Genomic DNA, 25,492 nt, shown 5'->3' with positions numbered 1-25,492 from the left:
GAAGTGATTCAGACCTCCTCTGATTGCCTTCAGCATAGCTACCTTCTTCAATTTGGAAGTTTGAGGTAGAATACATCTGTATTATTCAGCAAATACCCATACTTTTTTACACTCTTAAGCTTCTATTATTTTTAATAAGTATATTATAAAGTTTATGTGTAAATAGTTATCTTTACTGTAAAAATTTGGTGTAGATTTAACAGTAAGGACACATTTAATATCAAGTTACTATGATTTAATCTAGCTCAAATTACTATAATTTAATCTAGCTAGATATTATAAATTAAGCCTAATTTTATAACGCTGCATATTACTTAATAGATAAAGTCTAATCTATTAAGATAAGTTAGTACCTTTTCGACAATGGCTTAGACATCTGCAAAATCCATTTAGTACAAAATTGGATATTTGTTTAATTGGAAGCCGCTTATTTCTCAACAAATTCTTTCACCACTGCCATAGCATCAGGAGGAATCTGCGTAATTAGGCGAAATGGAAATGCCTTAGTTGAAGCAAATTGGGCATAATCTGATGTCAGAAAAATAGCATATTTTTTAGCTTCTGGAGTCATTTGGAAAGCAAAGGCCAAAGCTATAGCTTTAACGTACTTGCGAACATCTGCTGCTTGTTCACCCACAACTTCACCGCCACTAATTGGTGTATTTGGTTTTCCTATCTGATCCGATGTGGTAGTGGGGTCTTTTACACTCAGATGAGTACCGCCAACTATACCAACTAGCCATTTTGGGGATGGGATTTTGTCAAATCCCGCAATCTGTTCTGTTAAAGCTGGGGTGGTTTTATCTGCGGAACTTGCTAACACTAAGGTAGGAACTTGCACTTTAGTTAACCCAGTTTCGCCAAAAATCAGAGAAGTTGTAGGATTGAGAGCGATCGCCTGTTTTATTCTAGTATCCCGTAGTTGATAGGTATTTTCTGGTAGCTTTTGAGCGATGCACTGCATAACTTCTCCTTCGCTGAAAGTAGTCAAGTTATTCTTACAGCGTTGTTTGAGTTGTTCAAGTTGTAACTCTGCTCCAGCAATTTCTAAAGCTGTACCACCACCAAAAGAATGACCAATAACCATCGCGTTATTGGTTGCAAGTTTCCCTTGTAGCGGATGATTAGCCGTTTGGTTGAGCTTTTCTAATTCGTCGAGCATAAAACTAATATCACGAGGGCGATCCAAAAACTCTTCAGGCTTCATAAGACTGGTTTTGCCTTGTAATGCTGAGTTAGTATTTGCCTGGTTACTACCGGGATGTTCTAAAGCTGCTACTACATAACCGTGGGATGCTAAATGTTCTGCCAAGTAATATAAGTCTGTACGGACTGATGTGAAGCCGTGAGAAAGGACAATCAGGGGTTTGTCGGGAGTTGCAGCAGTTGACCAGTAAACATCAACTGGAATTTTACGATCGCGCTTTTGGTCATTCAGGCTTAAGTTGAGTATTTTTACTTGAGCAGTTCCTGGTTGACTGGGATCAAAAGGGTAAGCAATCTGCGGTGTTATGGTGTCGATTCGGGGAGCGATGTCTAACGACAAGCCGCTACGCGTCAACGCTAGCATAAATTGCTGGGTACGCCAAAAAGCTGTATTCAAACTTCGTGCAACTATAAAAGCCTTTGGTAAATCAATTTCTAAACGTTTACTGGGATAAGCCGCGATAAAACTCAGTATAGAAAGACCTTGCGGTGCAGTAGAACCTAATACCAATCCTGCTCTCAGTGCTTGCACCCCAGCTTTGTCCTTTCTAGCTAAGGCTGTAGCAAAGTCACTAAGAATAGTTGTACCAATCTGGGTATTAACTAACCTACTAACTGTGACAACATCCATCGGTATACTCATACCTAGCGCCCCTAAGAAGAAACGGCGTTGTTCTTCAGATAATCGTTTAGCGTAAGGCTGTAAACTCCCAGGCAATTCCCCAGTTTTTGCAGCCTTTTGCAACTCAGCAAGGGAAATGGTTTCTGTAAATAAACCCAAACGTACAACAACTGTGTCAGCCGCAATAGCCGGAGTATTTACTCCGAATTGTGTAAGAGCAATCGCGCTAAAGAAACCTGCAACTGTCTTAAGACTTCCCCAACTTCTTCTCATAAATATATACCAAGTGTTACTTACGGGAATATAACGAATATTTGTGTATTCGGCTACCCTACTAATTATCTAGAAATAAAAGCAGATTTATAGATTAACTTGATAGCGATGTCTACGATGGGCTATGACGCAATACAGTTCAGTTAAGCTTTATATTCTCTCCCCCTGCCTCCCCTGCCTGCCCTGCTCCCCCTGCCTGCCTTAACAGGTAAATTTCTTTAACTGAACCGTATTGGGCTATGACGCTCGTTCGTGTAGCGTGCCGTAGGCAAGCAAGACTCGTTATCGGCGTTGCACTGATCTCCTCAAAGCACTAGTAGATGCGAACAGAATTACATCAAAAACTTGAAGAAGAATTCAGAATCAATTCTGGCTCCTAACTTCTGACTCCTGTATTCTATTTTGATAACAAAAGCAACGAATTGTAGAATTCATCACAGCTAAAAAAATTAAGGATAAATCAGTGTTGACAGCCACAAAAGCCTGATTGCTTCTCAGCTAGGTTTAATACTGTAAGGAAAGTCTAGAACAGGGTAAGCGATGCCTGCGGCGGTAAACTACGCATTTACAATCTAAACTTTTTGTCGGCTGATATCTTGACTGCAATTTTTTTGACAGCAAAGTTTAGCCGATTGCTTAATGTTCTCTTTTTGTCCTTTATAACGTGGTGCAGAAATGTTGCTGGGGATAGTCTTACTGCTTTAGCAGCTTATCATTACCCATCAAATTCTACCAGCCATATCAACCATTTTTCTTGGCATTATGCATCGCAGACTCCGCTATATTTTGATTTTGTTGCTCTCCCTGAGTATTATTATACTGTGGTGGCCTGTGAATAATTCTGATTGCAATTCTGAAGCAATTCTTGCTGCAAAAACTACAAATTTCCAAGTACATGCTACTCAGGTTATAGTTCAGCCGTGGCGTGGTCGTCACCATGTATATGGAATTTTTATGATTCCTGACAACTACAAAAAAGCTCCGTTTTTTGTATTAACCGTAAAAGGTGCTGGCAGTTACTGTTCAAAACAATTTGGTCAGATAAAAAACTATAATGATATCTTTGCTGAACCAGGAACTTATCTGGTGAAAAATTTTATTAGAACTCGAACGGCTCTGCGGCTGATTCTTCAAGGTTTGTACTTTCAAATCAATGATAAAAAGAATTGGACATTGACTTTCCCTGAACCCAAAACTAGTACCGCTACACAGAATTAGTCATTTATCCTTTAATTACGAATTACGTAGCTTGCTTCTCGCCGGAGGCGAGTATTACGAATTATTCAGTCAGCTTGGTGGTTGAGTTTCCAAACCTTCGTTTTTTTCTAACAAGGCACTAGTAGCATTAACCACAATCTGTGCTGCTCCTGTAAAAAACGATCGCTCGATAGTCGCTGGAACATCGCTAGGTTGATGATAGTGCGGAGTACGTAAATTTGCGGTATCTGTCACCAATACAGCACCCACACCTTGATACCAAAATGGTGCATGGTCGCTGCGTAGGGTGTCTGGTGTCAGTAAACCTTTAAAAGGAATTGGTAGTGTTAGGACTGATGGCATTGATTTTTGTTTATTCAGAGCATCTGAGGGGTGCATCTGTGAGTTTTGAAAAGCACTCAGCAAAGGCAAATGTTCTGTATCACCGACTACTGTCAAAAAGTCGCCTTTGTCGCTAATTGGGGTAACAGGTAACCCCGCAGGGTATTTTTGACACCCAGCAGTGTAACATGCATAACCTACCATATCCATGATGATCGCTCCGCCTAAATTTTGCAAGCGTGCTGTCTTACTGATAAAAGCCTGACTACCCAAAAGTCCTGCTTCCTCTTGGTCAAAAAAAGCTAGCTGTAACGTCCGTGGCGTGGGACGAGAACCAAGCAACCGGGCTACTTCCAGCACCACAGCTACACCACTGGCGTTATCATCAGCACCAGGGGATGAGGCAACAGTGTCGTAATGCGCTCCCACGACAATTGCTTTAGCGGCAATGCTCGTTCCTGGGCGTTCGGCAAAAATATTCACACCCTCAGAGAACTTTTCCAATTTGGGCTTCCAGCCTAATTTTGTGAGTTCAGTTGTGATATAAGTGCGAGTAAGCGATCGCTCTTTTGTTGTGAAGCGCTGATAATTCAACTTTTGGATATGTTTTAATAGCTCATTAGTAGACACTTGCGGCGCACTGTCAACTTCCTTTGACTCTGGCTGTAGTTGGGGTGTTTCCACTGGAGTGCGCTCAACAATTGCTGGTGACGGACGCTGTTCAAAAAACGTGCTACCTCTGCTACCCACCACTGCAACTACCATCAGCACCAACAGCATCAGCCAAATCCATTTTTTCATGTGATTTATCCTTGGCTTCCAGACTTAGGGTAACGCAAATCCCCAGGCATAACTTTCCAGGATTGCTAGGAAGGATTTAGTATTTTGGTTCCTTAAATTCTTAGATAAACCTGCAAAGCTACTTTGCAATCAGCTTAATTGCCTCACTCAACCAAAAAATATCATTCACTTAGCTAGCTCACGAAGTGCATTCCTATACTTACTACTTACTTTTTGATAAGCTTCCATAACTTTTTCAAATTCAGACTTGTCAGATGTGGTTTGAGGATTACGAAAATATTTCAAAACGAAAAGTACCCCATTCTTACTACGTCTAAATTTTAGACTTTGAAAAGATGGTATCAATTTGTTTTTTATCTTACGAAGTCTCAAGGTTTCCATGATAAACAAAGCTAGTGATTTTGGCTTTAATCTATTTGTCCTAAGCTCAATATACCTTATCTAATTAGGTAAGGTCACTTTAGTTAAATTGCTTAAGCAATAAGCAAGAATTAATGAGATTATTTTAACTCTATTGCAAATAGACTTCTATTACTGACATGATGCAGCCGTTCTGGTATATGTGGCACTTAACCAGCAGAATCAACCTCAAAATTTTAACTCATACCCCTTACTTCCGGCCTAATCGCTATAACTGCGATCCTCTTCAATTTTATGAACTTTTTACACAATATTAAGTCGCACATCGCTTTAGATTTTCTAATTATATTCAACTGCTGCTAATAGTTCTGATATATTTTGATTGGCAAGCCAAATTAAAAAACCTCTGTCTACCACATTTAATCGTCTATTTGTCTGATCGTAATCAATTATTATTGGTTTGATACCTTTTTTAACTTGAAGTGAAGATGTCGATTTTAAAGCTTGAGTTAAATTCCCAGGATTAAGGTTTTTTCCTTGTGGATGACGCGATTGAAGTTCCTCACGTATTCGCGCATAAGTAAGTCCCTGCTGTAACTCCTTTAATTTTAGTGAAAGAATAGGGTAAAGAATCCATTTATACATCTCAAGTTGTGTATCTTGAAATCCTTCAGAAAATTGATTTATAAAAGACATATATCGCCCATTTTGCTGATTAACAACAGATTTGATTAGATGATGCACAAGCAATCTACCACCAATGGTACGGAATTGGCTTTGGGTTTCTTTTACTTGTTCTTGATGACACGCTTGAGAACAAACTTCTTGAACTATATAAACACTCTCGTATGATTCTTTTATAACAGTCGTTTTAAAATGTTCGGTAAAACTAATATTTAATAATTTAGCTCCCTCATCAATTACTTGCATTAATTCTCTATGAGTCCATTTATCAGCATCTATAGCAATTACACGTCCAGTCAAGTCGCCATTATGTACAATTAACCTATTCTCTTCTAACCAAACACCTATAATTATGAAACAAAACTTAGATGCTTCATGAAATGCTTTTAATACAACTGCAAAGTCTCTTTGAATATCTATATCAAGATAATGAAAATCTTCTAAAACAATATACTTTTGAAATTTTATCGCATTCAAGCAAGCAATAATATCATTTACATCTTCTGGATCAACATCAAAATTTTCTAATAAAGTCTCAGTAGTTTTTTGTTGTTCTGTGTCAGTTGAAATTGTTCCTTTACTTCCAGCAAGTCCGAAAAAATTTACTAATCCTTCAAAAGAAGCTGCAACCTTTTGCTTGCCAGAAGCAGTTTGTTTAACAGATTGAGTAGTTTGGTAGCCCGCTTGTTTCAGAATAGCAAGATGTATATCTGTTAATTTCCAATGATTAAGACATTGAATATTAATATATTCATCAGATTTCAGGCAACTCTTTTTTAAAGATGTTTTTCCCTGCTTGGAGCTACCATATATAACAATGTGTCTACTTTTGTCTAAATTTTCAATAAGTTTTTGATCAACTTCTTGCCTCCTTATATAGTTTAAAGGAAGGTCACGGCTGATACCATAAACATCATTTGCTTTATACATTTTATTGTGAAATAACATATTTTTTGTACTTGTATTTAGTTGAAACTATCTATTTAAGAGAGATTTATGAATATAATTTAAGATAGTAATCAAAAGAATGGACAGACATTTTTAAGTAGATGCTACTTGATATATTAAGATTATACACAATCTCAAGTATAATACTATACTATATATACTTTTGTATCTCAAGTTATTAGTTTAGGATTCACGCGCCTACAGGGAGTTTTATGAGTGTTTACACCCAAGCTTTCTTCCTTTTTTCTTTTCCTACGTAAACATCAAGTTTGACAACTTGTCTTTTGACAGCGATCGCAACTTGACTTACAGTGCCCCACTAGAGGAGTGCTGAGTACTGAGCAAAGAAGAAAAGAATTTATTATTACTTCTTCAAAATCTTTATTCTGACACTCAGGACTCATGATTTAGAACTCAGGGCTTTTTTATGGTAGATTTGTTGCTGATCGCAATACTGGGGTTCCTGGGGAGTTTTGGACATTGCTTTGGGATGTGTGGCCCTTTAACAATGGCATTTTCCCTATCTCATCAGCCGAAAACACCACCAGCAGCCTCTTTGGGACGCACATCAACCTTAGAAAAGTCCGGCACTTGGCAACAGCAATTAAAATTTCATATTTTGCTAAACCTGGGGCGGATATTGAGCTATGCTCTAGTCGGTGCTGGCATTGGGGCGCTAGGTTCGGTATTGTTGCAAGGCGGACAACTAGCGGGTGTTGGTAGCGACTTCCGGCGCTGGATGGCAATTCTAACTGGCGTAATGCTGATTTGGTTTGGCTTAGGACAAGTAAAACCCGATTTACTACCGCGAATACCCGTGTTACACCCCTTGTTACAAGGTAGTTTACACGATCGCCTCAGCACAGGAATGGTTAAGCTTTCCTTAAAAACCAAATGGTGGACACCAATGCTTTTAGGGATGACTTGGGGTTTAATGCCCTGTGGTTTCCTGTATGCTGCCCAAATTAAAGCTGCTGAAACTGGCAATTTATGGATGGGTGGGGCAACTATGCTGGCTTTTGGACTGGGAACCCTGCCAACTATGCTAGGTGTAGGCGTTTCCACATCTTTGGTAAGTAAAGACAGGCGCAGTCAGTTATTTCGATTAGGCGGTTGGGTGACACTCATCATTGGCGTTATCACCTTGCTGCGAACTGGTGACACAATGGTAGATTACACCGGACACGCTGCCTTAATCTGCTTAATTTTGGCTTTAATTGCGCGTCCTATTAGTGGCTTGTGGGCATCACCACTGCGTTACCGTCGAGCCTTGGGAGTGGGATCTTTTGTGCTTTCTGTGGTTCACACCGCCCACATGATGGAACACTCATTGCAATGGAAATTTGCCGCCTTTTCTTTCCTGCCGCCAGAATTTCAGTGGGGTATGGCTGCGGGTGCTGTAGGATTGTTATTAATGTCCCCCGCCGCTTTAACGAGTTGGGAATCGTTGCAGAAATCTTTGGGCAAGCGTTGGCGACAGATTCATCTATTGGGTGTGCCAGCCTTGCTCTTGAGTGCCATTCATGCCGTGTTGATTGGTTCCCATTACCTGGGTTCCTCGCAATCAACTTGGGGAAATAAATTAGCAGTAGTACTGATGGGAATTGTTACCCTCAGTGTCTTAATGGTGCGATCGCACTTTTTTTGGTCAAAGTTAGCCGTAGAAAAGTTTTATGTTCCCCCAACCAAATCACGGTAAATCACCCTTATTTTCTGGCTCCATCTCAATGAGTCAAAAACAGAGGCGTTACCCGCTCAAAGGCATTTCCTGGCATCAAGGAAGAATAAAGTATTTATTATTTCTGAGTTGCTTAGTTATATCAGTAACTAATCTTTCTCCTGCATCTGCTCATAAAGTGGAAGTAGCCGGAGATGTTGGCGGCACCCTCCACATTGAACCAAATGATAATCCTCGTGCTGGAGAACCGAGCCAAGCCTGGTTTGCCCTTACCCGCAGAGGTGGAAGAGTGATTCCCCTGTCACAGTGTAATTGTCAGTTAGCTGTTTATGCCGAACCTTATGCAGCCGGAGAGCCACCCCTGTTAGAACCACAGTTAGAACCTGTGGCAGCTGAACGTTATCAAGGTATTCCAGGTGCGGAAGTTGTCTTTCCCAAGCCAGGTATTTATCAGTTGCAACTAAATGGTAAACCAGTCTCTGGGGCAAGATTCAAACCCTTTGAGTTCAAATTTGAAGTTACTGTGGCAGGCGGCTCTACAGAAAATACACAAAATCTGCGAGATGTCAACAGTAATTTAGGAGAGGGTGAATCTCAGCAATTACCAATTTGGGCGATCGCACTTCCAATCCTCGGATTTATTGGCATCTTAATTGTCGTACTGCGAAGTATGAGAGGGAGTGGGGAGTAGGGAGACATTTTTCTTTGTGTCTACCCTTTCAGCCCGCCTTTCTTTTTATTTAGTTAATAATATACAAGTGTTGGCGACAGCAATTCCCCCAACACTTGTAATTGTTTACTTTTAATTTCTTTTACCGATGTCGCTTTTGATGCCACTGCCACGCATGATCGACAATATCTTTGATGGATGGATACTGAGGTTTCCAGCCTAAAATTGTTCTGGCTTTCTCGCTGGCGCCAATGAGAATTGGAGGATCACCAGGACGGCGATCGCGTTCTTCTACTGGTATAGAAACTCCTGTTACCTGTTCGGTAGCTGCAATGACTTCTCTGACAGAGAAACCACTGCCATTGCCCAAATTGAAAACTTCGCTATCGTTACCTTTTAATAAATATTCCAATCCCAAAATATGGGCATCTGCTAAGTCATTAACATGAATATAATCACGAATACAAGTACCATCGGGCGTAGGGTAATCAGTGCCAAAAATTGAGATGGATTCTCGTTTGCCTAAAGCTGTCATCAGCACCAAGGGAATCAAATGAGTTTCTGGATTGTGATCCTCGCCAAGCAAGCCACTGGGGTTAGCACCAGCAGCATTAAAATAGCGGAAACGCACTGATTTAAAACCGTAAGCAACATCAAAATCAGAAAGAATCCGCTCCACCATTAGCTTTGTAGCCCCATAAGGATTAATCGGATTTTGGGGATGGTTTTCTGGAATGGGTACAAATTCTGGTACACCGTAGGTGGCACAAGTAGAAGAAAAGACAAATTTCTTCACAGATGCCGTCAGCATTGCTTCTAACAGGGTTAAAGTGCCAACAACGTTATTACGGTAATATTTAGCCGGGTCAGTCACCGATTCTCCTACATAGGCATAAGCAGAAAAGTGCATCACAGCAGCAATATCGCGGGTTTTAAATAGATGATCTAGCAAAGCGCGATCGCCTGTATCCCCGACTATCAGTTCTACCTGTAAAACTTTTTCTACCAAATCACGATGCCCATAGACCAGATTATCAAGTATGACAACGTTATAACCCGCTTGCTTCAAGGCAAGCACCGTATGAGAACCAATATATCCAGCTCCCCCCGTGACCAAAATGGTAGGCTTTCCAGGCGACATAGTTTTTCCTTTTGAGTCGATTACTCGATTGATTTAGTTTACCGGTACTATATTACTCTTCTAGAAAAATATAAATAATAGACGCAGTGTCAAAAAATTGCACTAAAATCACTACGACGGTAGTCATTGGGTGTGAGGTTTGAGGTATTTTAAGTCAAACAGTGCGATTACAATTTGGCAATAAAATAAATTCATTTCCCGAAACCTCTAGGTTCCTTACGGGTGACGCTCCTAGCGTCGCTAAAGCTAAGAAGTCGCTAGTTGTTTTATGCAGGGAAACCATGCACGACAGTTCCTCTTGGGGAGCCACTTCTTCTCTAAACAAGAGAAATGGTGTGGAAATCCCAAGCAAGGAGGACTGTCTCACCACCACATTGGCTCACTGCACCAGAAAATTTGAGAGTTAATCTATGTTTCTATTATTAAGCCGAGTACTGCTGTGGCTGCTGATTGGCACTATCGTATATTCTCTGTTCCAGCGATTTTATCCCTCTGGAAGTTTTGTAGGGCGATTGATCTTAGTCGTTATCTTGGTAATCATAGCCCTATCTTTTGTTAACCCCAATGAACCAGCTGTGGCGTCATTGTGGAGGATGCTGTCTTTTCCACTCAAGCCTCTAGGAGCTTCTATTTTAATGATGATTTTTGCAGCTCAGAGAATCAAAGGAGGCGGGATAGACAAACCAGGAGGATACTTGATAGGTTGGGCACTGACAATTTTGCTGTTGGCAAGTACACCAGCAGTCGCCTATTTCCTTTATAGGGCACCTCTAGTAACTTCTACACCATCTGGGACACTGGTGGCATTAGGGCAACAAACCACCGCAGCAAACATCTCAGATGTTACAGGGGATGGCATTCTTTCTTATAATTTGAGAGTGCCCCCCTATCTATTACAAGGAAATCCCCAAGATATTCGCACACGCGGTTTACGACTTGAAGACTTTGTACCGAATGCGGAAACGTTGCAATTGACAACAAGAACTTGGGAAAGTTATCTCGTTGAAATTTACAGGTTCTTACGTGTTCAGAGGTAATAAAGGTAAAGAAGGCAGGAGAAAAGAAGCAGGGGAGCAGGGAGCAGGGAGAATTGGGGAAAATCTTTCCCCCTACCTTTGCACCAATTCTTCTTTCCCCTCTGCCCCAATTCCTCTTCCCTCCTGCCTTTCTCGATAACTATCCAGTTAAAAGGTAATAAAAGCTTGATTTACAAGCAATATTCCCTCTACATAGCTGTCTTGTTGGACTAGCAGTTAATCTAGGATGATAAAGTTGCAAAATTGCTTTAATGGCAAAATCTCGACGAATCACTAAACTTCTTGCTTACCTACGTCCCCATTGGCGGGAGGCGTCTTTAGGCATTCTCGCTTTGTTGTCTGTCAATGCACTGGGCGTTTATATCCCCTTGTTGATTCGTGCTGGTGTTGACAAACTCTCCACAACCTTCGTCTTGAGCCAAATAATACATGACGTAGTAATCATTGTCTTACTCAGTTCAGCGATGTGGCTAATGCGGATGGCATCCCGCATTTGGCTATTTGGAGTAGGGCGACAGGTAGAATTTGACCTGAAACAAAGGATTTTTGAACACTTACTCAAGCTGGAGCCGGCTTATTTTGCTAGTAATACTGCCGGTGATTTGATTAGTCGCGCTACCAGTGATGTGGACAATATCAAGCGGTTGTTGGGTTTTGCAGTCTTGAGTTTGGCAAATATCGTGTTTGCCTATGCCCTGACACTGCCAGTAATGCTGGCAATTAGTGTGGATCTCACACTAGCCTCTCTGGCAGTGTATCCTTTTATGCTCTTGTTAGTGAGTCTGTTTAGTAATCGCTTACGCAAACAACAAGCAGCAGTCCAAGAGCAACTCTCTGACATCAGCGAACTCATCCAAGAGGATATCAGTGGCATTGCTTTAATTAAAATCTATGCCCAAGAAGCAAACGAGCGTCGAGCCTTTGCCAAGAAAAATCAGCAGCTATTGACTGCTAACTTGGAACTGGCAAAACTCCGAAATATACTGTTTCCGGTAATTAACGGGTTAGCCAATGTCAGTTCGCTGATAATCATCTGGCTAGGGACGGCACGAATGTCTTCTGGGACGCTTCAGGTTGGTGATTTTTTAGTACTATTAATTTATGTAGAGCGTCTAGTTTTCCCCACAGCCATTTTAGGATTTACAATTACAGCCTACCAACGGGGTGAAGTTAGTATAGATCGCCTTGAATCTATTCTCTCTGTCACACCGAAAATTCAAGATACAGCCGATGCCATACATCTACCTGTGGCTGAACTTAAAGGGGAAGTGACAGCTAAAAATCTCACCTATACTTACCCTGGTTCCACTACTCCAGCCCTAAATAATGTTAACTTTACTATTGCTCCGGGAGAAACCGTAGCCATTGTTGGGGCAATTGGTTCGGGAAAATCTACTTTAGCCAATGCTTTGCCGCGCTTGTTGGATATTGAATCAGGACAATTGTTTTTAGATGGTGTGGATATTACTAAGATAGCGTTGGCAGATTTACGAGGTGCGATCGCCTACGTTCCTCAAGATAGTTTTCTATTTAGCACTACAATCAAAAATAATATCCGCTACGGTGATCCAATTAGCGAACAAGAGCAGATACAATCTGTCGCTAAACTTGCCCAAATTGAATCAGAAATTCACAATTTTCCGCAGCAATATGAAACTATTGTTGGTGAACGCGGTATCACTCTTTCTGGCGGTCAACGGCAACGTACTGCCTTAGCTAGGGCTATGCTGGTCAATGCTCCAGTGTTAATTTTGGATGATGCCCTCTCTAGTGTGGATAATCAAACAGCCACGCAAATCCTGAAAAATCTCTCTAGTGGTACTGTACGCAAAACAGTAATTTTCATTACCCATCAATTATCGGCGGCGGCAGCTACTGACCGAATTTTAGTGATGGAAAAAGGAAGAATTGTTCAGACAGGTAATCACCTAGAACTTTTAAAACAAGAGGGTCTATACAGAACTTTGTGGAGCCAACATCAAGTTGAAGAATTACTGCACTAGTACAACATTTAACATTTAAAGACAATTTTTAATACAGCGTGTATAATTTGTCATTCGATATTTGACAAATTACTTCGTTTGATCGTGTATGCTGCAATTTTTGCAAGATTTTTTGACTGATAGCTCATTTATTCCACATGGACATTGTTACCTCTGGAAACCGAGTTTAGTGTGGCTAAACATTATCTCAGATTCTCTGATTGCTTTGGTGTATTATTCTATTCCGATCATTCTTGTTTACTTTGTCCATAAGCGAAAGGATTTTCCTTTCAAATGGATACTTTTATTATTTGGAGCTTTTATCGTCTCTTGTGGTACAACCCATGTGATGGATGTATGGACGCTTTGGCATCCAACTTACTGGCTGTCCACTTTTATGAAAGTTATTACAGCTATTATTTCACTATATACAGCGATCGCACTGTTACCCATCATTCCCCAGGCTCTGGCTTTGCCAAGTCCGGCACAACTAGAAGCAGCTAACTGCCAACTAAAATTGACCTTAAACATTACCGTTTTAGCTTAATCAAAAATTCATCCCACATCTGACCGAAGGCAGTGTGGGATGAATTTTTGGGCGATGACGAATTGACCCACAACCAATTCAATCCGCAGGATTGACTTGGTTGTGGGTCGATGATAGCGAAGCGTTAGCGGGTACTCCCGCGTCGGAGTCGCCATTTTCAGGTTTATCTTGAGCTTGAATATATTGCTTCAAGGTTGAGATAGTTACGCCACCACAACTAGCAACAAAATATGACCCATTCTACCGTTGAACGGTTCAGTAAAAAGACCAACTATAACGGATACCCAGAACCAACAATACTGTTTAAAGATGTGTGTCTTGTAGATACTGGCAAGCAAGTTACAGACCATATCTGGTATCTGGTTCACTGTCGGCAAAACAATCCAATCTCTAGACTTAAAACCTGGAGACACTGTAGAGTTCGATGCCCGTGTTGGTGATTACGTTAAAGGCTATGTAAATCATCTTCAGTAGTGCTGAGTACTGAGTATAACCCCATAGTTAAAACTAGGGGATTGAAAACAAGGACGTATTTTTTCTTGCACTACGTGTCTCAAAAAAAATATTTTTATTTTTTTCATAAATAAATTGTAAGGATTCAGACCCTATATGCTGAGTGCAATTAATTTTACTTTTTACTCAGCACTCGTTACTCGGCACTCAGCACTGTTTTGGTGAATATATTGATGAGCGCACAGTAGACTACAAACTTAACCGTCCTACTCGTTTTATTGCAGTTGTTGTAGCTTAATTATGTTGCTTAATTACCAGTATCGAGCCTACCCAAATACCAATCAAAAACTAGAACTCAATTATTGGTTGCGAGTCTGCCGATACTGGTACAACAAGCAACTAGGAGATAGATTTGATTGGGTTCACGAATTACAGTATGCCCGTTCTGCTAAGGTGGCATCTAATACGAATGGATTGTCATTACCTTGAAATTTAGCGATCGCATGACTGCGTTCTATTTCAGTAATATCAGGTAGGTCTTGCTGATTCCATTTACACAAAGTTTGACGCTGATTCTGAAAGTAATTTCGGTCTACGCTCTCAGCCTGATTCCGATAGATAGTGTAAAAGTAGAACACTGCTCTAGCTATATCTCCTTTTACTTTCTCTCTCGGCTCAAATTTGGCAGATCCTGATTCGCTAAACTCGTCAATTCCACTAGTAGGAATTGTAGATTGAACAGTATCATTTCGATACCATTTCTTAGTTATCGTGTCGGCTATATCATCGAAGGGTTTATTGCCTCGCTCACTATTGATATCTTCTCGTGCAGGAAATAGATGGTGAAGGTCACTTCGGGAATTACCTTTATCAGCACCTTTACTCTGTGGCCAAACATGTTCCGTATTCAGTCCTAATTTGTCAGCTTCCTGACTAGGATCGCCATTACCAGTTAAACGGATTGGGTAACTGGCATAAATATCTGTCACAATCCCTGCTCGGTTATCAATAATGCCAAACATTTCATCTCTTGCGCGATCGTAATTCAAGATTTTGCTAGGCGTATACTCTTTAGCTAGTTCGTCAACTAAAGCGAATTTGGCTAATTGAGGCAATATAATTGCCGGATCATTCGCGGGAGTAGGTTGGCTAACAGGAGGGATGGTATCACTTACGGGAGGTTGGCTAACAGGAGAGATGGTGTCAGAGGTAGACTGGTTAGCAGGTAATGTAAACGCTGCAATCACCGGATCGTGGTCGCTGACAGGTCTACTAAAGCCAACATTGACATGCACAATGTCAATTTCCGGTTGAGCAACACGAGAAAGATTTTCACTGACCAACAAATGGTCAATAAGTTCAAGATTTCCACTAAATTTAAAACTAAACCGATCGCTAACAGGTAAACGATCAGTCAGATTTTCCAGAATATTACCCTTCAAGGTCTTCAGAGATAGGGAATCTGGTACATCGTTTAAATCACCCAGTACAATTACTTTGGCTTGCGGGTCAACTTGTAGTAGTTGCGCTACGAATCCATTAACGATTTCGGCTTGTTTCACTCGTTGAGCGTCGGTGGGAGAACCCCCTCTTTTAGAAACAAAGTGATTAGCAATGATAAACAGTTTTTGATCGTTAAATATAAACTCTGCCGCAAGTGGCTTACGGCTTTGCTCGAAAGCACTATTTGTAGGGTCAATGCGACCTGGGTTAAGCGAGAGGTCAAGACCATTTGAACCTTGAGTAATAGCCACAGCATCTAATGAACCGCCTCTTCTGGGCAGTTTTGCTAGAGTTATCCGGCTGGGTCGAAACAATAAACCGACACGGATATTGCCTCCAGGTTCTCCACCATCTTGATCGTCACGGGGCGGAATATCAACAAAATCGTATGCTGGACTACCGATATCTTCGAGCGCAGCAATCAGTTTTTGGTAAGTCTGGTTTGCATTCACAACGTCATCATTGATTGGCCCGTTATTATCCTGAACTTCAATTAAACTGATGACATCTGGTGCATTCAAATTATTGAGAATAATTTTGGCAATATTATCAAAGCGTCGATCTTTCGGGTCTAAATTCTCAACATTAAAAGTCGCAACAGTCAATACATCCTGGGAATTTTTCAGAGATGTTGTTTCACGTTCTGGAACTGAAGGTACAGGAGTTGGCAATTGAGCTATTGGACTAGCTTGCAGTGGACTAATCCAGGCAAAGAAGATGAGAGCAATATTAAGTAGTAGCAATTTAATAAATTTCATTCTCTCTTTCAATGAAGGTATTTTCTAGATTAGTCTTCTTCTTAACATAGTTCAGTTAAGATAAGCTTTAGCTTAGGTAAAGCTTGTGTTCTATAAGAATCGTATTTGATTTTTGAAATTATCTACATGGGCGGGGAGTAGGAAGTAGGCTTTTCGATCTGTACCTAAAAAAGCTTGTTCAATAATAAGTTATGCGGCAAAAGTCTTAGTGATGATAAGCACAAATATAGTATATGTATGTTTATTCCTCTTTTTGATGATTGCTTTGTTTCAGCTCATAAAGAAGCCAACTGAAGCAAATACCTTCCAAGGAACAGAACAGCAGACAATCAGAGTTTTATTTATTGGCAACAGCTATACCTATGTTAATGACCTTCCTTGGTTGACACAACACTTGGCTGAGTCGGCAAAAGAAACTAGAATGCTCGAAACTGAAATGGTTGTGGTTGCTGGAGCTACCCTCAAAAACCACTGGAAACGTGGTAAAGCACTCAGGCTATTGAGAGCGAAACGGTGGGACTACGTAGTACTTCAAGAGCAAAGTACCTTACCGATTACTAATCCCAAGGAAATGTACAAGTACGCCAGTCTGTTTGATGCCGAAATCAAGCGAGTGAATTCTCAAACAGTATTCTACTTGACTTGGGCAAAGCAAAATCAACCAGAAACGCAACAGATATTGACCGATTCATACATGACAATTACTAAAGAACTGAAAGCCAAAGTTGCACCTGTTGGAATAGCTTGGCAAAAAGTTCAGGAAGCTAATCCGAAATTAAACCTTTATAGTCCAGATCAAAGCCACCCTAGTCCTATTGGCTCATACGTAGCAGCTTGCGTATTTTATACAACATTTTTACAAAATAGTCCGGTAGGGTTAAGTCGCCGTATATACAGTAGCCAATTTAATACCCCACAAGAAGGCAACAGACTTGAATTGGAAAGTTTAAGTGAAACAGATGCTGAAATAATTCAAAATTTGGTTGAGTGCATCGTCAGAAATACTTGATGAAGCTAGTGTAATTTGGCATGATTACCAGGTTAGTTTTTTTGGGTATGTGGGTAGTATAAATTACCGAAACAACTAACTTGGCAGATGCTAATGTTCAAAACTAAATTATCACAATCCCATGCTTGGGGCGAATTTTCTACCTTAAGGTTAATGCATCGCCATATTGGAGCGATCGCAGTCCTAATTATAATTAGCTTACTGAGTTCATTGAGTAGAACACCAGATATTCATACCATCTCTAACTGCTGGGAAGGCTTTATCTGGGGATTGGCAGATCCAGTAATTGGTTTGAATTGTTTAGTTGGTATTGTTGCTATTGGCTTACTCTCATCTGTATTTATTCGTGGTGCTGCGATCGCTGGGTGTTTTGTCTTAGCAACAGTTTTAGGCATTGTGATTCATTTATTTCAGCTAAATTTACCAGGTACAGAAATAGCCATCGCCATTTCTACCATCGTTTTTGGTACTATGCTGATGATGCCAAATCAACCAAACTTTATAGTACTTGCTCTAGTGGGCATCAGTGCTGGTTTATTTCAGGGTTACGCTGATGCCGAATCTGTTATTGGGGCAGGAATGATGCCATTAATTGCCTATATACTAGGCATGACCTTAACTCTGTTTGCGGTTGTCATGAGTGCCAGAGAAATTGGTAGTGCAATGGGTATGGGAGAAAACCGAATTTTACCTTGGAAAATTAGCATTACTGGCTTCGCTTTGTGTGCGATCGGCATTGTGTTTTTGAGCAATTCAATAATGTGACATACTCCTACACTGACTGAGTACAGTACAGTGTAGGCTTCTCACCAAATCCAGCTATTGCTTCTCCTGGCGGAGACGCTACGCGAACGGATACTCGATGAGCTTTAAGAACCGGATGCCCCACGGCTCTATTTTTTATTACGATAGCTGCATTATGATCTCGATCTAGACTGCAACCACACAGACAAGAATGCCATCTTTCATGCAACTTTTTGGGAACCTTCACCCCACAACTAGAACAATCAAGGGAAGTACCTGATGGATTCACTGCAATTACCAATAACCCAGCATTTTCGGCTTTGGTGCTTAGAATTGACAAGAAGCTTGACCACCCAGCATCATGCACAGACTTGGCTAGCATGGAACGAGAAAGACCTTTGACGTTTAAATCTTCGTGAACTACAACATCATATTTTTTCAGTAGATTATTGACTGTTTTGAAGTGAAAGTCTTTACGCTTATCAGCTACTTTTTTGTGCTGTTTGGCAACTTGTTTAATAGCTTTTTTGCGCCGATTACTCCCTTTCTTACGGCGTGAGATACGTTTTTGAATAGCCCGTAATCGCTTCTGAGATTTCCGGTAATGCTGAGGGATTGAAACAACATCACCCTCGGAAGTTGTCAAAAACTCTTTTAAACCGAGATCAATACCTGTAATTGAGTCTGCATTGAAATCAGGTTTAATATTTGGTACTGTCGTATCTTCAAGGCTTAAAGTTAAATAATATCCATCAGCTTTTTTGGTAACAGATGCAGTTTTAATTTTAAAGCCATCTGGAATAGGACGATGCTTTAGGACTTTAACTATGCCGAACATGGGCAAAGTAATTAGATTGCCTTGCAAACATCCATCCTTCATCTGTGGATATGTGAACGTGCGATAACGGTCGCGTGACTTAAACCGAGGTCGTCCACTTCGTTTTCCATTACTATCACCTTTAAGAAAACGGTCAAAAGTTACCTTAACTCGTTTGACTATATCTTGTAGTACCTGCGAGTAAATTTCGCCGTACCAAGGATGAGTCTTTTTAAGCTGCGGTAGCGTTTTCTTTTGTGAGTAATAGTCTGGGTTATCGCGCAATTCTGGTATGTGGCAGACAAGAGGGCAAGCGTTAATCGGTGAACGATTACGCTCATACCAATCAAATCTATCAGCCAACAAGTAGTTATATTGAGCGCATAACATAGACAGCCATCTATCTATGTCAATGGCTTGTTTTGTTGTTGGTCGTAGTTTGTATTGATACGCTGTTCTCACTTGTTCGCCTCATCCTCGTCTCATTATGTTAACATAAACGAGGGAACATTGGGGGAACAAATGAAGAACAAAGAGTTAAAGATACGCATTAGTGAGCGTAGACTCAATAAAGTACGATTGTACGCAGTTCGCACTGACAAAAGTATGACTCAAGTAATTGAAGAACTCATTGATTCTTTACCAACCCTAGAGATAGGCAATTCGTCATCTCTTCGAGAGGCTTCGCCAACGACCAACATTGTCCAGTAAACTGCGTTCACTATCCCTCGTTGGTCAATTCCTCACAGCCTGTGAATTCATCCCACGCTCCCCTGAGTACAGGGTGAGACGTGGGGCTTCTTCTGCTTTAGCTAAATCACCGAAAGACGACAAGGAAGCCCAAACATCACGGTATGGGAGGAATTGTCGCCTTGCCGTCTTAGTAAGAAAGTCAATGGTCATTAGTCATTAGTATTACTGAACAATTTACAACACGACAAAATAAGTACCGCTTACTAATGACTAATGACTTCGATTTCCCTCGCCGCGTAAAGCCAGGGGATGAGTTAAATATTTGAATTGAGTGGAATACATTCATTTGTGGGGGCGTACACTCAATACTGCTCGGATAAGCAGGGGAGGCAGGGGAAGCAGCTCACAAGTGTAGGTTTTTTACAAAAAACATCTAGAATGAGGTAAGACTAGGTAGACAAGGAGGGAAAGTGGACAAGGAGGAAGAACGCAGAAAAATTATAACCCACGAAGATTTAATCATCTACCAAAAAGCATTTCAGGCAGCTATAACTATTTTTGAGATATCAAAACGGTTCCCAGAGGAAGAAAGATACTCTCTTACAGACCAAATTCGTCGTTCATCTCGCTCAGTTTGTGCCAACTTAGCAGAGGCTTGGCGAAAAAGAAGATATAAAGCCTCATTTATCGCTAAATTAAACGAATGTGAAGCAGAAGCAGCAGAAACCCAGGTTTGGCTGAAGTTTGCTCTCAGATATCAGTATTTATCGATAGAAGAGGAAAAAAATTTATCTGGTGCATATAATCAAGTATTAAGCGGATTAGTCAAGATGATTAATCAACCAGAAGATTGGTTAATTGGTTGAAGAATGCTAAAGAATAAGTATCTCAAAGAATGGGCGAAAATTGTTAGTTATCATTTCCCTGATCTATCTTTGCCAGAAGTAGCAGGTTTAGCNACTTGGAGCTTTGGGATAGTGATGACAGGCTCAAGTAGTCTAACCAGAGTCTCAGAATTTATCGGCAGGCTTAATCAAGAGAACACTAATGCAGTTCGACAAAGACTAAAAGAATGGTATCAAGAAGCAGATGCCAAAACAGGAAAAAAAAGAACTGCTATAGATGTAACTAAGTGCTTTGCTCCTCTACTCCAATGGATTTTGAGTATGTGGAACAGTGAAGAAAAATGGCTTCCTCTTGCGGTAGATAGCACTAATATTGGACAACACTTCACGGTTCTTTCTGTTCATGTTCTCTATCGGGGTTGCGGCATTCCTGTAGCTTGGAAAATTGTCAAAGGAACAGAAAAAGGAGCTTGGAAACCTCATTGGCAGCAATTATTCCAATCATTGAAAGATGTTGTTCCTCCGGAAATGCAAGTCGTTGTTTCAGCAGATAGAGGACTCTATGCTGACTGGTTGTTTGACACAATTTGTGCTTTGAATTGGCATCCTTTTTTACGAATTAATTATACTGGAACATATCAAATTAGAGGAGAGACCGAATGGCAGTTTTTAGATAAACTAGTACAAAAAACAGGGACGAGTTGGTCTGGAATAGTCACCTGTTTTAAAACTAATCCACTCAATTGCACAATACTTGCCCGTTGGGATGAAGGTTACAAAGATCCTTGGTTAATTGTCACGGATTTACTACCCCAACAAGGGGATGCTCTCTGGTATTCTTTACGTTCTTGGATTGAGTGTAGTTATCGGGATATCAAAAGTGATGGTTGGCAGTGGCATAAAACTCGTTTACGAGAACCAAATAGAGCCGAAAGGGTATGGTTAGCTATGGCTGTAGCTACCCTTTGGACTATAACAATTGGCACTGATATAGAGCCACATTACCTAAATAATTTATCGAAAGAACTTTCTCCAAATCATCTGGACAAAAAACAAGATATTCCCAAAAAAACTGTTTGTAAGATTTCTTGTTTTCTTCAAGGTTTAATTCATATTCTTGCTGACTTACTTAACGGCAAGGCTATTTCTTTAACTGGTTTGTTTCCACAACCCTACCACAGTACATCTGCTGCTGCTGCCAATACTTCCTAATCTCAATGAATGGTTCTGGCGTAAAAAAGCTTCCTTGTCTACTTTCCCCCCAAGTCTTCCAAGTCTTACCTCATTCTAGATCTGATTGTAAAAAACCTACACTTGTGAGAGGGGAAGCAGGGGAGGCAGGGGAGGCAAAAACTCAACGCCAGCCTCCATTTCTCCCCCTGCTCCCCCTGCTTGCCTCAACCAAGAAATTCCTTAACCGAGCAGTATTGGGCGTACACTTAGCTGTACGCCCCCACTACGTCTTCAGACTGAAAATTGTCCAGCAACTAAGTAGCACAGGGTTTTAGTGAATAAGCTGATGCACCTCTACGCTAATCTAGAGGCTATATCTCAAAAAAGGCTTATGACACCTGAAGAAATTGCGGGTACGTTAACAGAAATATTTGGCACATCGGCTGTTGGTGCGATCGCTCCTGGATCTTGGCAAGTAGACACTTCAGCTTTCCGGCTGTTGGTGCTGCTTTCTGAAGATAATACTTGGTTGCGAGTTTTACTACCTATTGTGCCTATCCAAGAAGCCCAACCATTTTTAGAACAGTTCCTAGAAGCCAACTTTGATGACACTCAAGAAGTACGTTACGCTTTGTATGAAGGGGTGATTTGGGGAGTATTTCAACATAACAGTGGCACTTTAGTAAGTACAGATTTGTCTAATGCAATTAATCGACTTGTATCTCTCCATCAAGCTAGATTAGATAATGTCTTTAATCGACTAATTGAAAGCCGTATCCGGCAAATTATTCAGGCAGCAAAACAGCAAGGACAATCTCTACAAGCTACTATGCAAAGCTTGGAACGCTTTTATGCAGAAGGATTGATGGGTGAAATCAATCAAACCTCAGAGGCGCGAGAAGAAGTTTTAGCTGCTTGGCGGCGTCAGTTAGAACGTTTATGGAATGAGAGTTGATTTCAATTTTTAATCAGGATTTATATCCGCACCACGTTTTCATATAACCAATTTACAGATATATATATTTATCATGGATATCATTGAAATCCTCAAAGAAGACTATCAAAGATTCCCAGCAAATCAAACTTACAGCATTTACGCTCCAGACGTTTATTTTCAAGATCCACTAAATAAATTTCGTGGCGTTAAACGTTACAAACAGATGATTAATTTTATCGAGACTGTGTTTTTAAATACCAAAATGGACTTACATAACATTCAACGTTTAGGAGACACAATAAAAACAGAGTGGACACTCAGTTGGAATACTCCTCTCCCCTGGAAGCCACGAATTTCTATTCCTGGTTGGAGTGAATTAAGTCTCAACTCTGATGGTTTGATTGTCTCCCATGTCGATTATTGGAATTGTTCACGCTTAGATGTAGTAAAGCAGCATTTATTTGCTGCAAAAATGTAAACAATTAAAGCTTGCTCTAATTCTCTCTTTACCTCATATAGGAATCATATTTGATTTTTGAACAAAATTAGGTATTGTAGGGTGTGTTAGAACGCAGTTCGTAACGCACCAAACCCTTGATGATGGTGCGTTACGCTGTCGCTAACACACCCTACGTATCTTTTCATAAATCAAATACTAGTCCTATATCTTGCACTGGAAATTTGAATGTCAATTCCTTAACTAAGTGCTAAGTTTCTCAGGCGTTCAATGTGTTGTAAAAGAAGTAACAGCACTAATTATGGAAATATAGCGTGGAATGCAATTTCTGCTACTTGTCCTCAATGCGGTAAATTTGTAGATGCCATCGCACAGGATAAATAAGCCCAATAGGTTAAAACATAAGAAATAAAGGACAGCAAGAAGAATCCCAACATAGCTTCAAGATTTTCTTGTTGGTAGACAGCTATGCTTTAGCGATAGTAAGCTGTAATATCGTGTCCGGCTAAAGACTTATTATTAAGACTGCAAAGGGACAGAGAGCAGGGGGAAAGAGGCTTTTCTGATTTTTGCACAAATGGGGTAATCATAAGTGATTAACCGGACTTGATATAAACTAAATTTTGGGCGTGGGCAAGAATTGAAACCATTTTTCTTGCTTTTCTATATGCGAGTCACGCCCATTTTTCTCATATTTCTGCTCATGAGTGCAAATCTAAGCACTCTGCTAAGTTGGCGATGAATATCGCAACATTCATCATCAACATCGTGATATTTATCATCAACATCACGATATTTATTATCAACATCACGATATTTATCATCAACATCACGATATTTATTATCGGGAAAGGCAGAGGGCAGGAGGCAGAAGGCAGAAGGGAATTCTGACTCGTGTCCTCTGCTCGTGACCGAAGGGAACAAGGGTTTAAGACCCCCACCAAATTTTCAATTTGGTGGCCTCAATTTAGGAGGGGTTTGAATCCCCTTCTAAATTGAACCTTCTGCCCTCTGCCCTCTGCCTTCTGCCTTCTTCAACAACATCACGATATTCATCACTAACATTAAAGCAATCTTACAAAAAACCAGGTGCAATATCGCAATTAAAAGAAATTACTTATACTTAAGTAGTATTTTTATAAAAAATAAAATTATTCACGAATTTTACTGAACCAGAAAACAGCTTTACTAAGTCAAACTAGCTCTAGAAACCTCTCTAATGAATTAGATTTATGTCCCGTCCAAAACGTACATCCCGTATTTTATAAAAAGCTAAATTGAGATTCGCTGGACTCAAAGCAATAGATTCAAACATGGATTTTGGCGCTAATTGCGATTTGCAAAATCTGACTAAATCAATTGAGCAGTTACGCACTATGCTTGATGCTTATAACATCGCTCTAGCTATAATTGACTCTTCCAAAACTAAAATTGATGAGATGAAAATGTTCAAACCGCCTAGTACCCCCAGGCGCAAGGCAGAAAACAGAGGCGAGGTAAGCTTATAGTAGGGAATATGGAGGATGAGCAAACACTAATTGTTCATTAAAAGCATTTGTTGTTAACTACTGCGCTCGTAATTTATTCTATTCGCTGATACTCTTTAATAAGTAAGGTTTGTATACAGTTAATATCATGCAATACCATGCATATTATCTTATGATTTTTGTAGTATAGCCTCAGATTTGGTAATTTTTAAAATGTTGCAATCTGCAATGTTCAATAACTTTGCTTGTCTAATTTCTAATTAGACCTTATAGTAATACGGTGTTTTTCCTTACAATTTCTCGGCAGAATTTTCCCATGATTTATTCTCAAAAATTGCAGAAGCATTTGGCAGTTTTCTCTTTATCTGTAGTATTAGTAGCTGATTTAGCAATCACACAAAAAACTCCTCCAGCTTTTGCCCAGATGGTAAATTCATCTATCGGTAATGGTGTAACATTCAGTTGCAATGATAGTGAAGCGACAATCAAAGCTAAAAATGGCCCCAGAGTAATTAAAGGAAATACGACCTTTTATATTGGTTATCAGCAGGTCTCATCTAATAACAAAAATCCTATAACTATCCGTTTTAATAGTGGTATTAAAACATGGTGTAGAACTGACTACGAAACAACGAATGACGATGGTACAGGTTATGGATTGTATTGGGATGGAGCGAATGTTTTATATGGTGTTTACTCCTCCACTGGTAGTCAGACTGGTAGTGATTTTCGCCGCTTTGCAACTGGGCGTTGGTTGTCTAGCTATGGTAGCGGAGGCGGGCCAAAAGCTGCGGTTATAGCCCGAATTAATCCAGCCAATGGTCAGGTTAACTATGCTACATTTTTATCTGCCAAAAGGGCGGATAATGGAAATACTAACTCTTTTGTTGTGCAAAATCTATCATGGAATGGCACAAATTTGACTGTGCAGGCAAAGTCATGGTGGACTCCTCGTGGCGCTAATACAAATTCCATGACTTGCACTGGTTCATCACCTTATCAATACACAGCAGTATTCACTGGCGATTTAACAAAGGTGAACTCGGCTTCAGCTCCTACGTGTAAGTAAAGGCTGCAATCATGCGTGCTGTTTGGCGCAAAGATAGTGGGTAGTTTACATCCTTTTCT

21 protein-coding genes and 1 pseudogene are annotated in these 25,492 nt (G+C 40.3%); 15 read left to right on the top strand and 7 right to left on the bottom strand.

What is annotated here, in order from left to right; translation table 11 throughout:
- Positions 1–427: 427 nt before the first annotated feature.
- Positions 428–2,101 (bottom strand): alpha/beta hydrolase, encoded by a 1,674-nt coding sequence (locus tag CDC33_RS16800; RefSeq protein WP_109009430.1) that lies wholly within the window; start codon positions 2,099–2,101, stop codon positions 428–430.
- 762 nt (positions 2,102–2,863) lie between these two features.
- On the opposite strand from CDC33_RS16800, the gene CDC33_RS16795 reads away from it, so the two are divergent.
- Entirely contained in the window at positions 2,864–3,319 is a 456-nt protein-coding gene (locus tag CDC33_RS16795) for a hypothetical protein (RefSeq protein WP_109009429.1), read from the top strand.
- A 69-nt stretch (positions 3,320–3,388) separates the two neighbouring features.
- Here CDC33_RS16795 and CDC33_RS16790 read toward each other — a convergent pair whose 3' ends face one another.
- Positions 3,389–4,441, bottom strand: a complete 1,053-nt coding sequence (locus CDC33_RS16790; RefSeq protein ID WP_109009428.1) for a M28 family peptidase — start codon at positions 4,439–4,441, stop codon at positions 3,389–3,391.
- A gap of 699 nt (positions 4,442–5,140) precedes the next feature.
- Positions 5,141–6,433, bottom strand: a complete 1,293-nt coding sequence (locus CDC33_RS16780) for a hypothetical protein (protein ID WP_181374040.1) — start codon at positions 6,431–6,433, stop codon at positions 5,141–5,143.
- Positions 6,434–6,860: 427 nt separating this feature from the next.
- On the opposite strand from CDC33_RS16780, the gene CDC33_RS16775 reads away from it, so the two are divergent.
- Both CDC33_RS16775 and CDC33_RS16770 read left to right on the top strand, forming a co-directional pair.
- Positions 6,861–8,132 carry an urease accessory protein UreH domain-containing protein gene (locus CDC33_RS16775; protein WP_109009426.1) on the top strand — a complete coding sequence of 424 codons (1,272 nt, stop codon included), beginning with the start codon at positions 6,861–6,863 and terminating at the stop codon, positions 8,130–8,132.
- Positions 8,107–8,802 (top strand): hypothetical protein, encoded by a 696-nt coding sequence (locus tag CDC33_RS16770; RefSeq protein ID WP_181374039.1) that lies wholly within the window; start codon positions 8,107–8,109, stop codon positions 8,800–8,802. Before CDC33_RS16775 ends, CDC33_RS16770 begins: the two co-directional genes overlap by 26 nt.
- Before the next feature lie 121 nt (positions 8,803–8,923).
- Here the strand turns inward: CDC33_RS16770 and galE are convergent, their stop codons facing one another.
- Complete coding sequence (galE, locus tag CDC33_RS16765) at positions 8,924–9,922, bottom strand: UDP-glucose 4-epimerase GalE (protein WP_109009424.1); 999 nt, start codon at positions 9,920–9,922, stop codon at positions 8,924–8,926.
- Between the two features lie 410 nt (positions 9,923–10,332).
- Between galE and fraI the strand changes: the two genes are divergently transcribed.
- The 4 genes and pseudogenes from fraI to CDC33_RS40525 all read left to right on the top strand — a co-directional run bounded on the left by fraI (position 10,333) and on the right by CDC33_RS40525 (position 14,430).
- Positions 10,333–10,959, top strand: coding sequence for a septal nanopore formation protein FraI (fraI, locus tag CDC33_RS16760; RefSeq protein ID WP_109009423.1), 627 nt, complete (start codon positions 10,333–10,335; stop codon positions 10,957–10,959).
- Positions 10,960–11,210: 251 nt separating this feature from the next.
- Positions 11,211–12,962 carry an ABC transporter ATP-binding protein gene (locus CDC33_RS16755; RefSeq protein WP_109009422.1) on the top strand — a complete coding sequence of 584 codons (1,752 nt, stop codon included), beginning with the start codon at positions 11,211–11,213 and terminating at the stop codon, positions 12,960–12,962.
- Between the two features lie 88 nt (positions 12,963–13,050).
- Positions 13,051–13,467 (top strand): annotated as a pseudogene (locus CDC33_RS16750) (sensor histidine kinase); the annotation flags it as partial.
- Between the two features lie 774 nt (positions 13,468–14,241).
- Positions 14,242–14,430, top strand: coding sequence for a helix-turn-helix domain-containing protein (locus CDC33_RS40525; protein ID WP_244919250.1), 189 nt, complete (start codon positions 14,242–14,244; stop codon positions 14,428–14,430).
- On the opposite strand, the gene CDC33_RS16740 is transcribed toward CDC33_RS40525, so the two are convergent.
- Entirely contained in the window at positions 14,364–16,202 is a 1,839-nt protein-coding gene (locus CDC33_RS16740) for an endonuclease (protein ID WP_109009421.1), read from the bottom strand. The genes CDC33_RS40525 and CDC33_RS16740 overlap by 67 nt on opposite strands.
- Before the next feature lie 265 nt (positions 16,203–16,467).
- Here CDC33_RS16740 and CDC33_RS16735 point away from each other — a divergent pair, with 265 nt between their 5' ends.
- On the top strand, positions 16,468–17,211 hold the full coding sequence (locus tag CDC33_RS16735) for an SGNH/GDSL hydrolase family protein (RefSeq protein ID WP_146195827.1): 744 nt from the start codon (positions 16,468–16,470) through the stop codon (positions 17,209–17,211).
- Between the two features lie 93 nt (positions 17,212–17,304).
- Positions 17,305–17,976 carry a HupE/UreJ family protein gene (locus tag CDC33_RS16730; RefSeq protein WP_109009419.1) on the top strand — a complete coding sequence of 224 codons (672 nt, stop codon included), beginning with the start codon at positions 17,305–17,307 and terminating at the stop codon, positions 17,974–17,976.
- A 7-nt stretch (positions 17,977–17,983) separates the two neighbouring features.
- Here the strand turns inward: CDC33_RS16730 and CDC33_RS16725 are convergent, their stop codons facing one another.
- The gene (locus CDC33_RS16725) at positions 17,984–19,234 is read right to left on the bottom strand and encodes an RNA-guided endonuclease InsQ/TnpB family protein (RefSeq protein WP_109009418.1); all 1,251 of its coding nucleotides are present in this window, start codon (positions 19,232–19,234) and stop codon (positions 17,984–17,986) included.
- Between the two features lie 60 nt (positions 19,235–19,294).
- On the opposite strand from CDC33_RS16725, the gene CDC33_RS16720 reads away from it, so the two are divergent.
- Positions 19,295–19,483: a hypothetical protein gene (locus CDC33_RS16720; protein WP_109009417.1), complete on the top strand. Its 189-nt coding sequence runs from the start codon at positions 19,295–19,297 to the stop codon at positions 19,481–19,483.
- A gap of 24 nt (positions 19,484–19,507) precedes the next feature.
- Here CDC33_RS16720 and CDC33_RS38835 read toward each other — a convergent pair whose 3' ends face one another.
- Positions 19,508–19,675, bottom strand: a complete 168-nt coding sequence (locus CDC33_RS38835; RefSeq protein WP_181374038.1) for a hypothetical protein — start codon at positions 19,673–19,675, stop codon at positions 19,508–19,510.
- Positions 19,676–19,935: 260 nt separating this feature from the next.
- Between CDC33_RS38835 and CDC33_RS16715 the strand changes: the two genes are divergently transcribed.
- From CDC33_RS16715 to CDC33_RS16685, 5 genes are all read left to right on the top strand, one after another.
- Positions 19,936–20,331: a four helix bundle protein gene (locus CDC33_RS16715; RefSeq protein ID WP_109007605.1), complete on the top strand. Its 396-nt coding sequence runs from the start codon at positions 19,936–19,938 to the stop codon at positions 20,329–20,331.
- Between the two features lie 3 nt (positions 20,332–20,334).
- Positions 20,335–21,522: a transposase gene (locus CDC33_RS16710; protein ID WP_109006963.1), complete on the top strand. Its 1,188-nt coding sequence runs from the start codon at positions 20,335–20,337 to the stop codon at positions 21,520–21,522.
- Between the two features lie 352 nt (positions 21,523–21,874).
- Positions 21,875–22,438 (top strand): leucine zipper domain-containing protein, encoded by a 564-nt coding sequence (locus CDC33_RS16700; RefSeq protein WP_109009415.1) that lies wholly within the window; start codon positions 21,875–21,877, stop codon positions 22,436–22,438.
- Positions 22,439–22,511: 73 nt separating this feature from the next.
- Positions 22,512–22,898, top strand: coding sequence for a C6orf136 family protein (locus tag CDC33_RS16695; RefSeq protein ID WP_109009414.1), 387 nt, complete (start codon positions 22,512–22,514; stop codon positions 22,896–22,898).
- 1,782 nt (positions 22,899–24,680) lie between these two features.
- Complete coding sequence (locus CDC33_RS16685; RefSeq protein ID WP_109009412.1) at positions 24,681–25,433, top strand: hypothetical protein; 753 nt, start codon at positions 24,681–24,683, stop codon at positions 25,431–25,433.
- Positions 25,434–25,492: the final 59 nt, after the last annotated feature.

Origin of the sequence: Nostoc commune NIES-4072, from assembly GCF_003113895.1 — a bacterium.
Taxonomy (GTDB): Bacteria; Cyanobacteriota; Cyanobacteriia; order Cyanobacteriales; family Nostocaceae; genus Nostoc; species Nostoc commune.
The sequence above is the reverse complement of the archived record's forward strand: the minus strand, read 5'-3'. Positions and strand labels throughout refer to the sequence as shown.

What these genes read in the sequence shown, in the direction of transcription:
- CDC33_RS16800 (WP_109009430.1), bottom strand. Translation starts at nt 2,101, where the DNA reads ATGAGAAGAAGTTGGGGAAGTCTTAAGACAGTTGCAGGTTTCTTTAGC.
- CDC33_RS16795 (WP_109009429.1), top strand. Translation starts at nt 2,864, where the DNA reads ATGCATCGCAGACTCCGCTATATTTTGATTTTGTTGCTCTCCCTGAGT.
- CDC33_RS16790 (WP_109009428.1), bottom strand. Translation starts at nt 4,441, where the DNA reads ATGAAAAAATGGATTTGGCTGATGCTGTTGGTGCTGATGGTAGTTGCA.
- CDC33_RS16780 (WP_181374040.1), bottom strand. Translation starts at nt 6,433, where the DNA reads ATGTTATTTCACAATAAAATGTATAAAGCAAATGATGTTTATGGTATC.
- CDC33_RS16775 (WP_109009426.1), top strand. Translation starts at nt 6,861, where the DNA reads ATGGTAGATTTGTTGCTGATCGCAATACTGGGGTTCCTGGGGAGTTTT.
- CDC33_RS16770 (WP_181374039.1), top strand. Translation starts at nt 8,107, where the DNA reads ATGTTCCCCCAACCAAATCACGGTAAATCACCCTTATTTTCTGGCTCC.
- galE (WP_109009424.1), bottom strand. Translation starts at nt 9,922, where the DNA reads ATGTCGCCTGGAAAGCCTACCATTTTGGTCACGGGGGGAGCTGGATAT.
- fraI (WP_109009423.1), top strand. Translation starts at nt 10,333, where the DNA reads ATGTTTCTATTATTAAGCCGAGTACTGCTGTGGCTGCTGATTGGCACT.
- CDC33_RS16755 (WP_109009422.1), top strand. Translation starts at nt 11,211, where the DNA reads ATGGCAAAATCTCGACGAATCACTAAACTTCTTGCTTACCTACGTCCC.
- CDC33_RS40525 (WP_244919250.1), top strand. Translation starts at nt 14,242, where the DNA reads ATGTTGCTTAATTACCAGTATCGAGCCTACCCAAATACCAATCAAAAA.
- CDC33_RS16740 (WP_109009421.1), bottom strand. Translation starts at nt 16,202, where the DNA reads ATGAAATTTATTAAATTGCTACTACTTAATATTGCTCTCATCTTCTTT.
- CDC33_RS16730 (WP_109009419.1), top strand. Translation starts at nt 17,305, where the DNA reads ATGTTCAAAACTAAATTATCACAATCCCATGCTTGGGGCGAATTTTCT.
- CDC33_RS16720 (WP_109009417.1), top strand. Translation starts at nt 19,295, where the DNA reads ATGAAGAACAAAGAGTTAAAGATACGCATTAGTGAGCGTAGACTCAAT.
- CDC33_RS38835 (WP_181374038.1), bottom strand. Translation starts at nt 19,675, where the DNA reads ATGACCATTGACTTTCTTACTAAGACGGCAAGGCGACAATTCCTCCCA.
- CDC33_RS16700 (WP_109009415.1), top strand. Translation starts at nt 21,875, where the DNA reads ATGACACCTGAAGAAATTGCGGGTACGTTAACAGAAATATTTGGCACA.
- CDC33_RS16695 (WP_109009414.1), top strand. Translation starts at nt 22,512, where the DNA reads ATGGATATCATTGAAATCCTCAAAGAAGACTATCAAAGATTCCCAGCA.
- CDC33_RS16685 (WP_109009412.1), top strand. Translation starts at nt 24,681, where the DNA reads ATGATTTATTCTCAAAAATTGCAGAAGCATTTGGCAGTTTTCTCTTTA.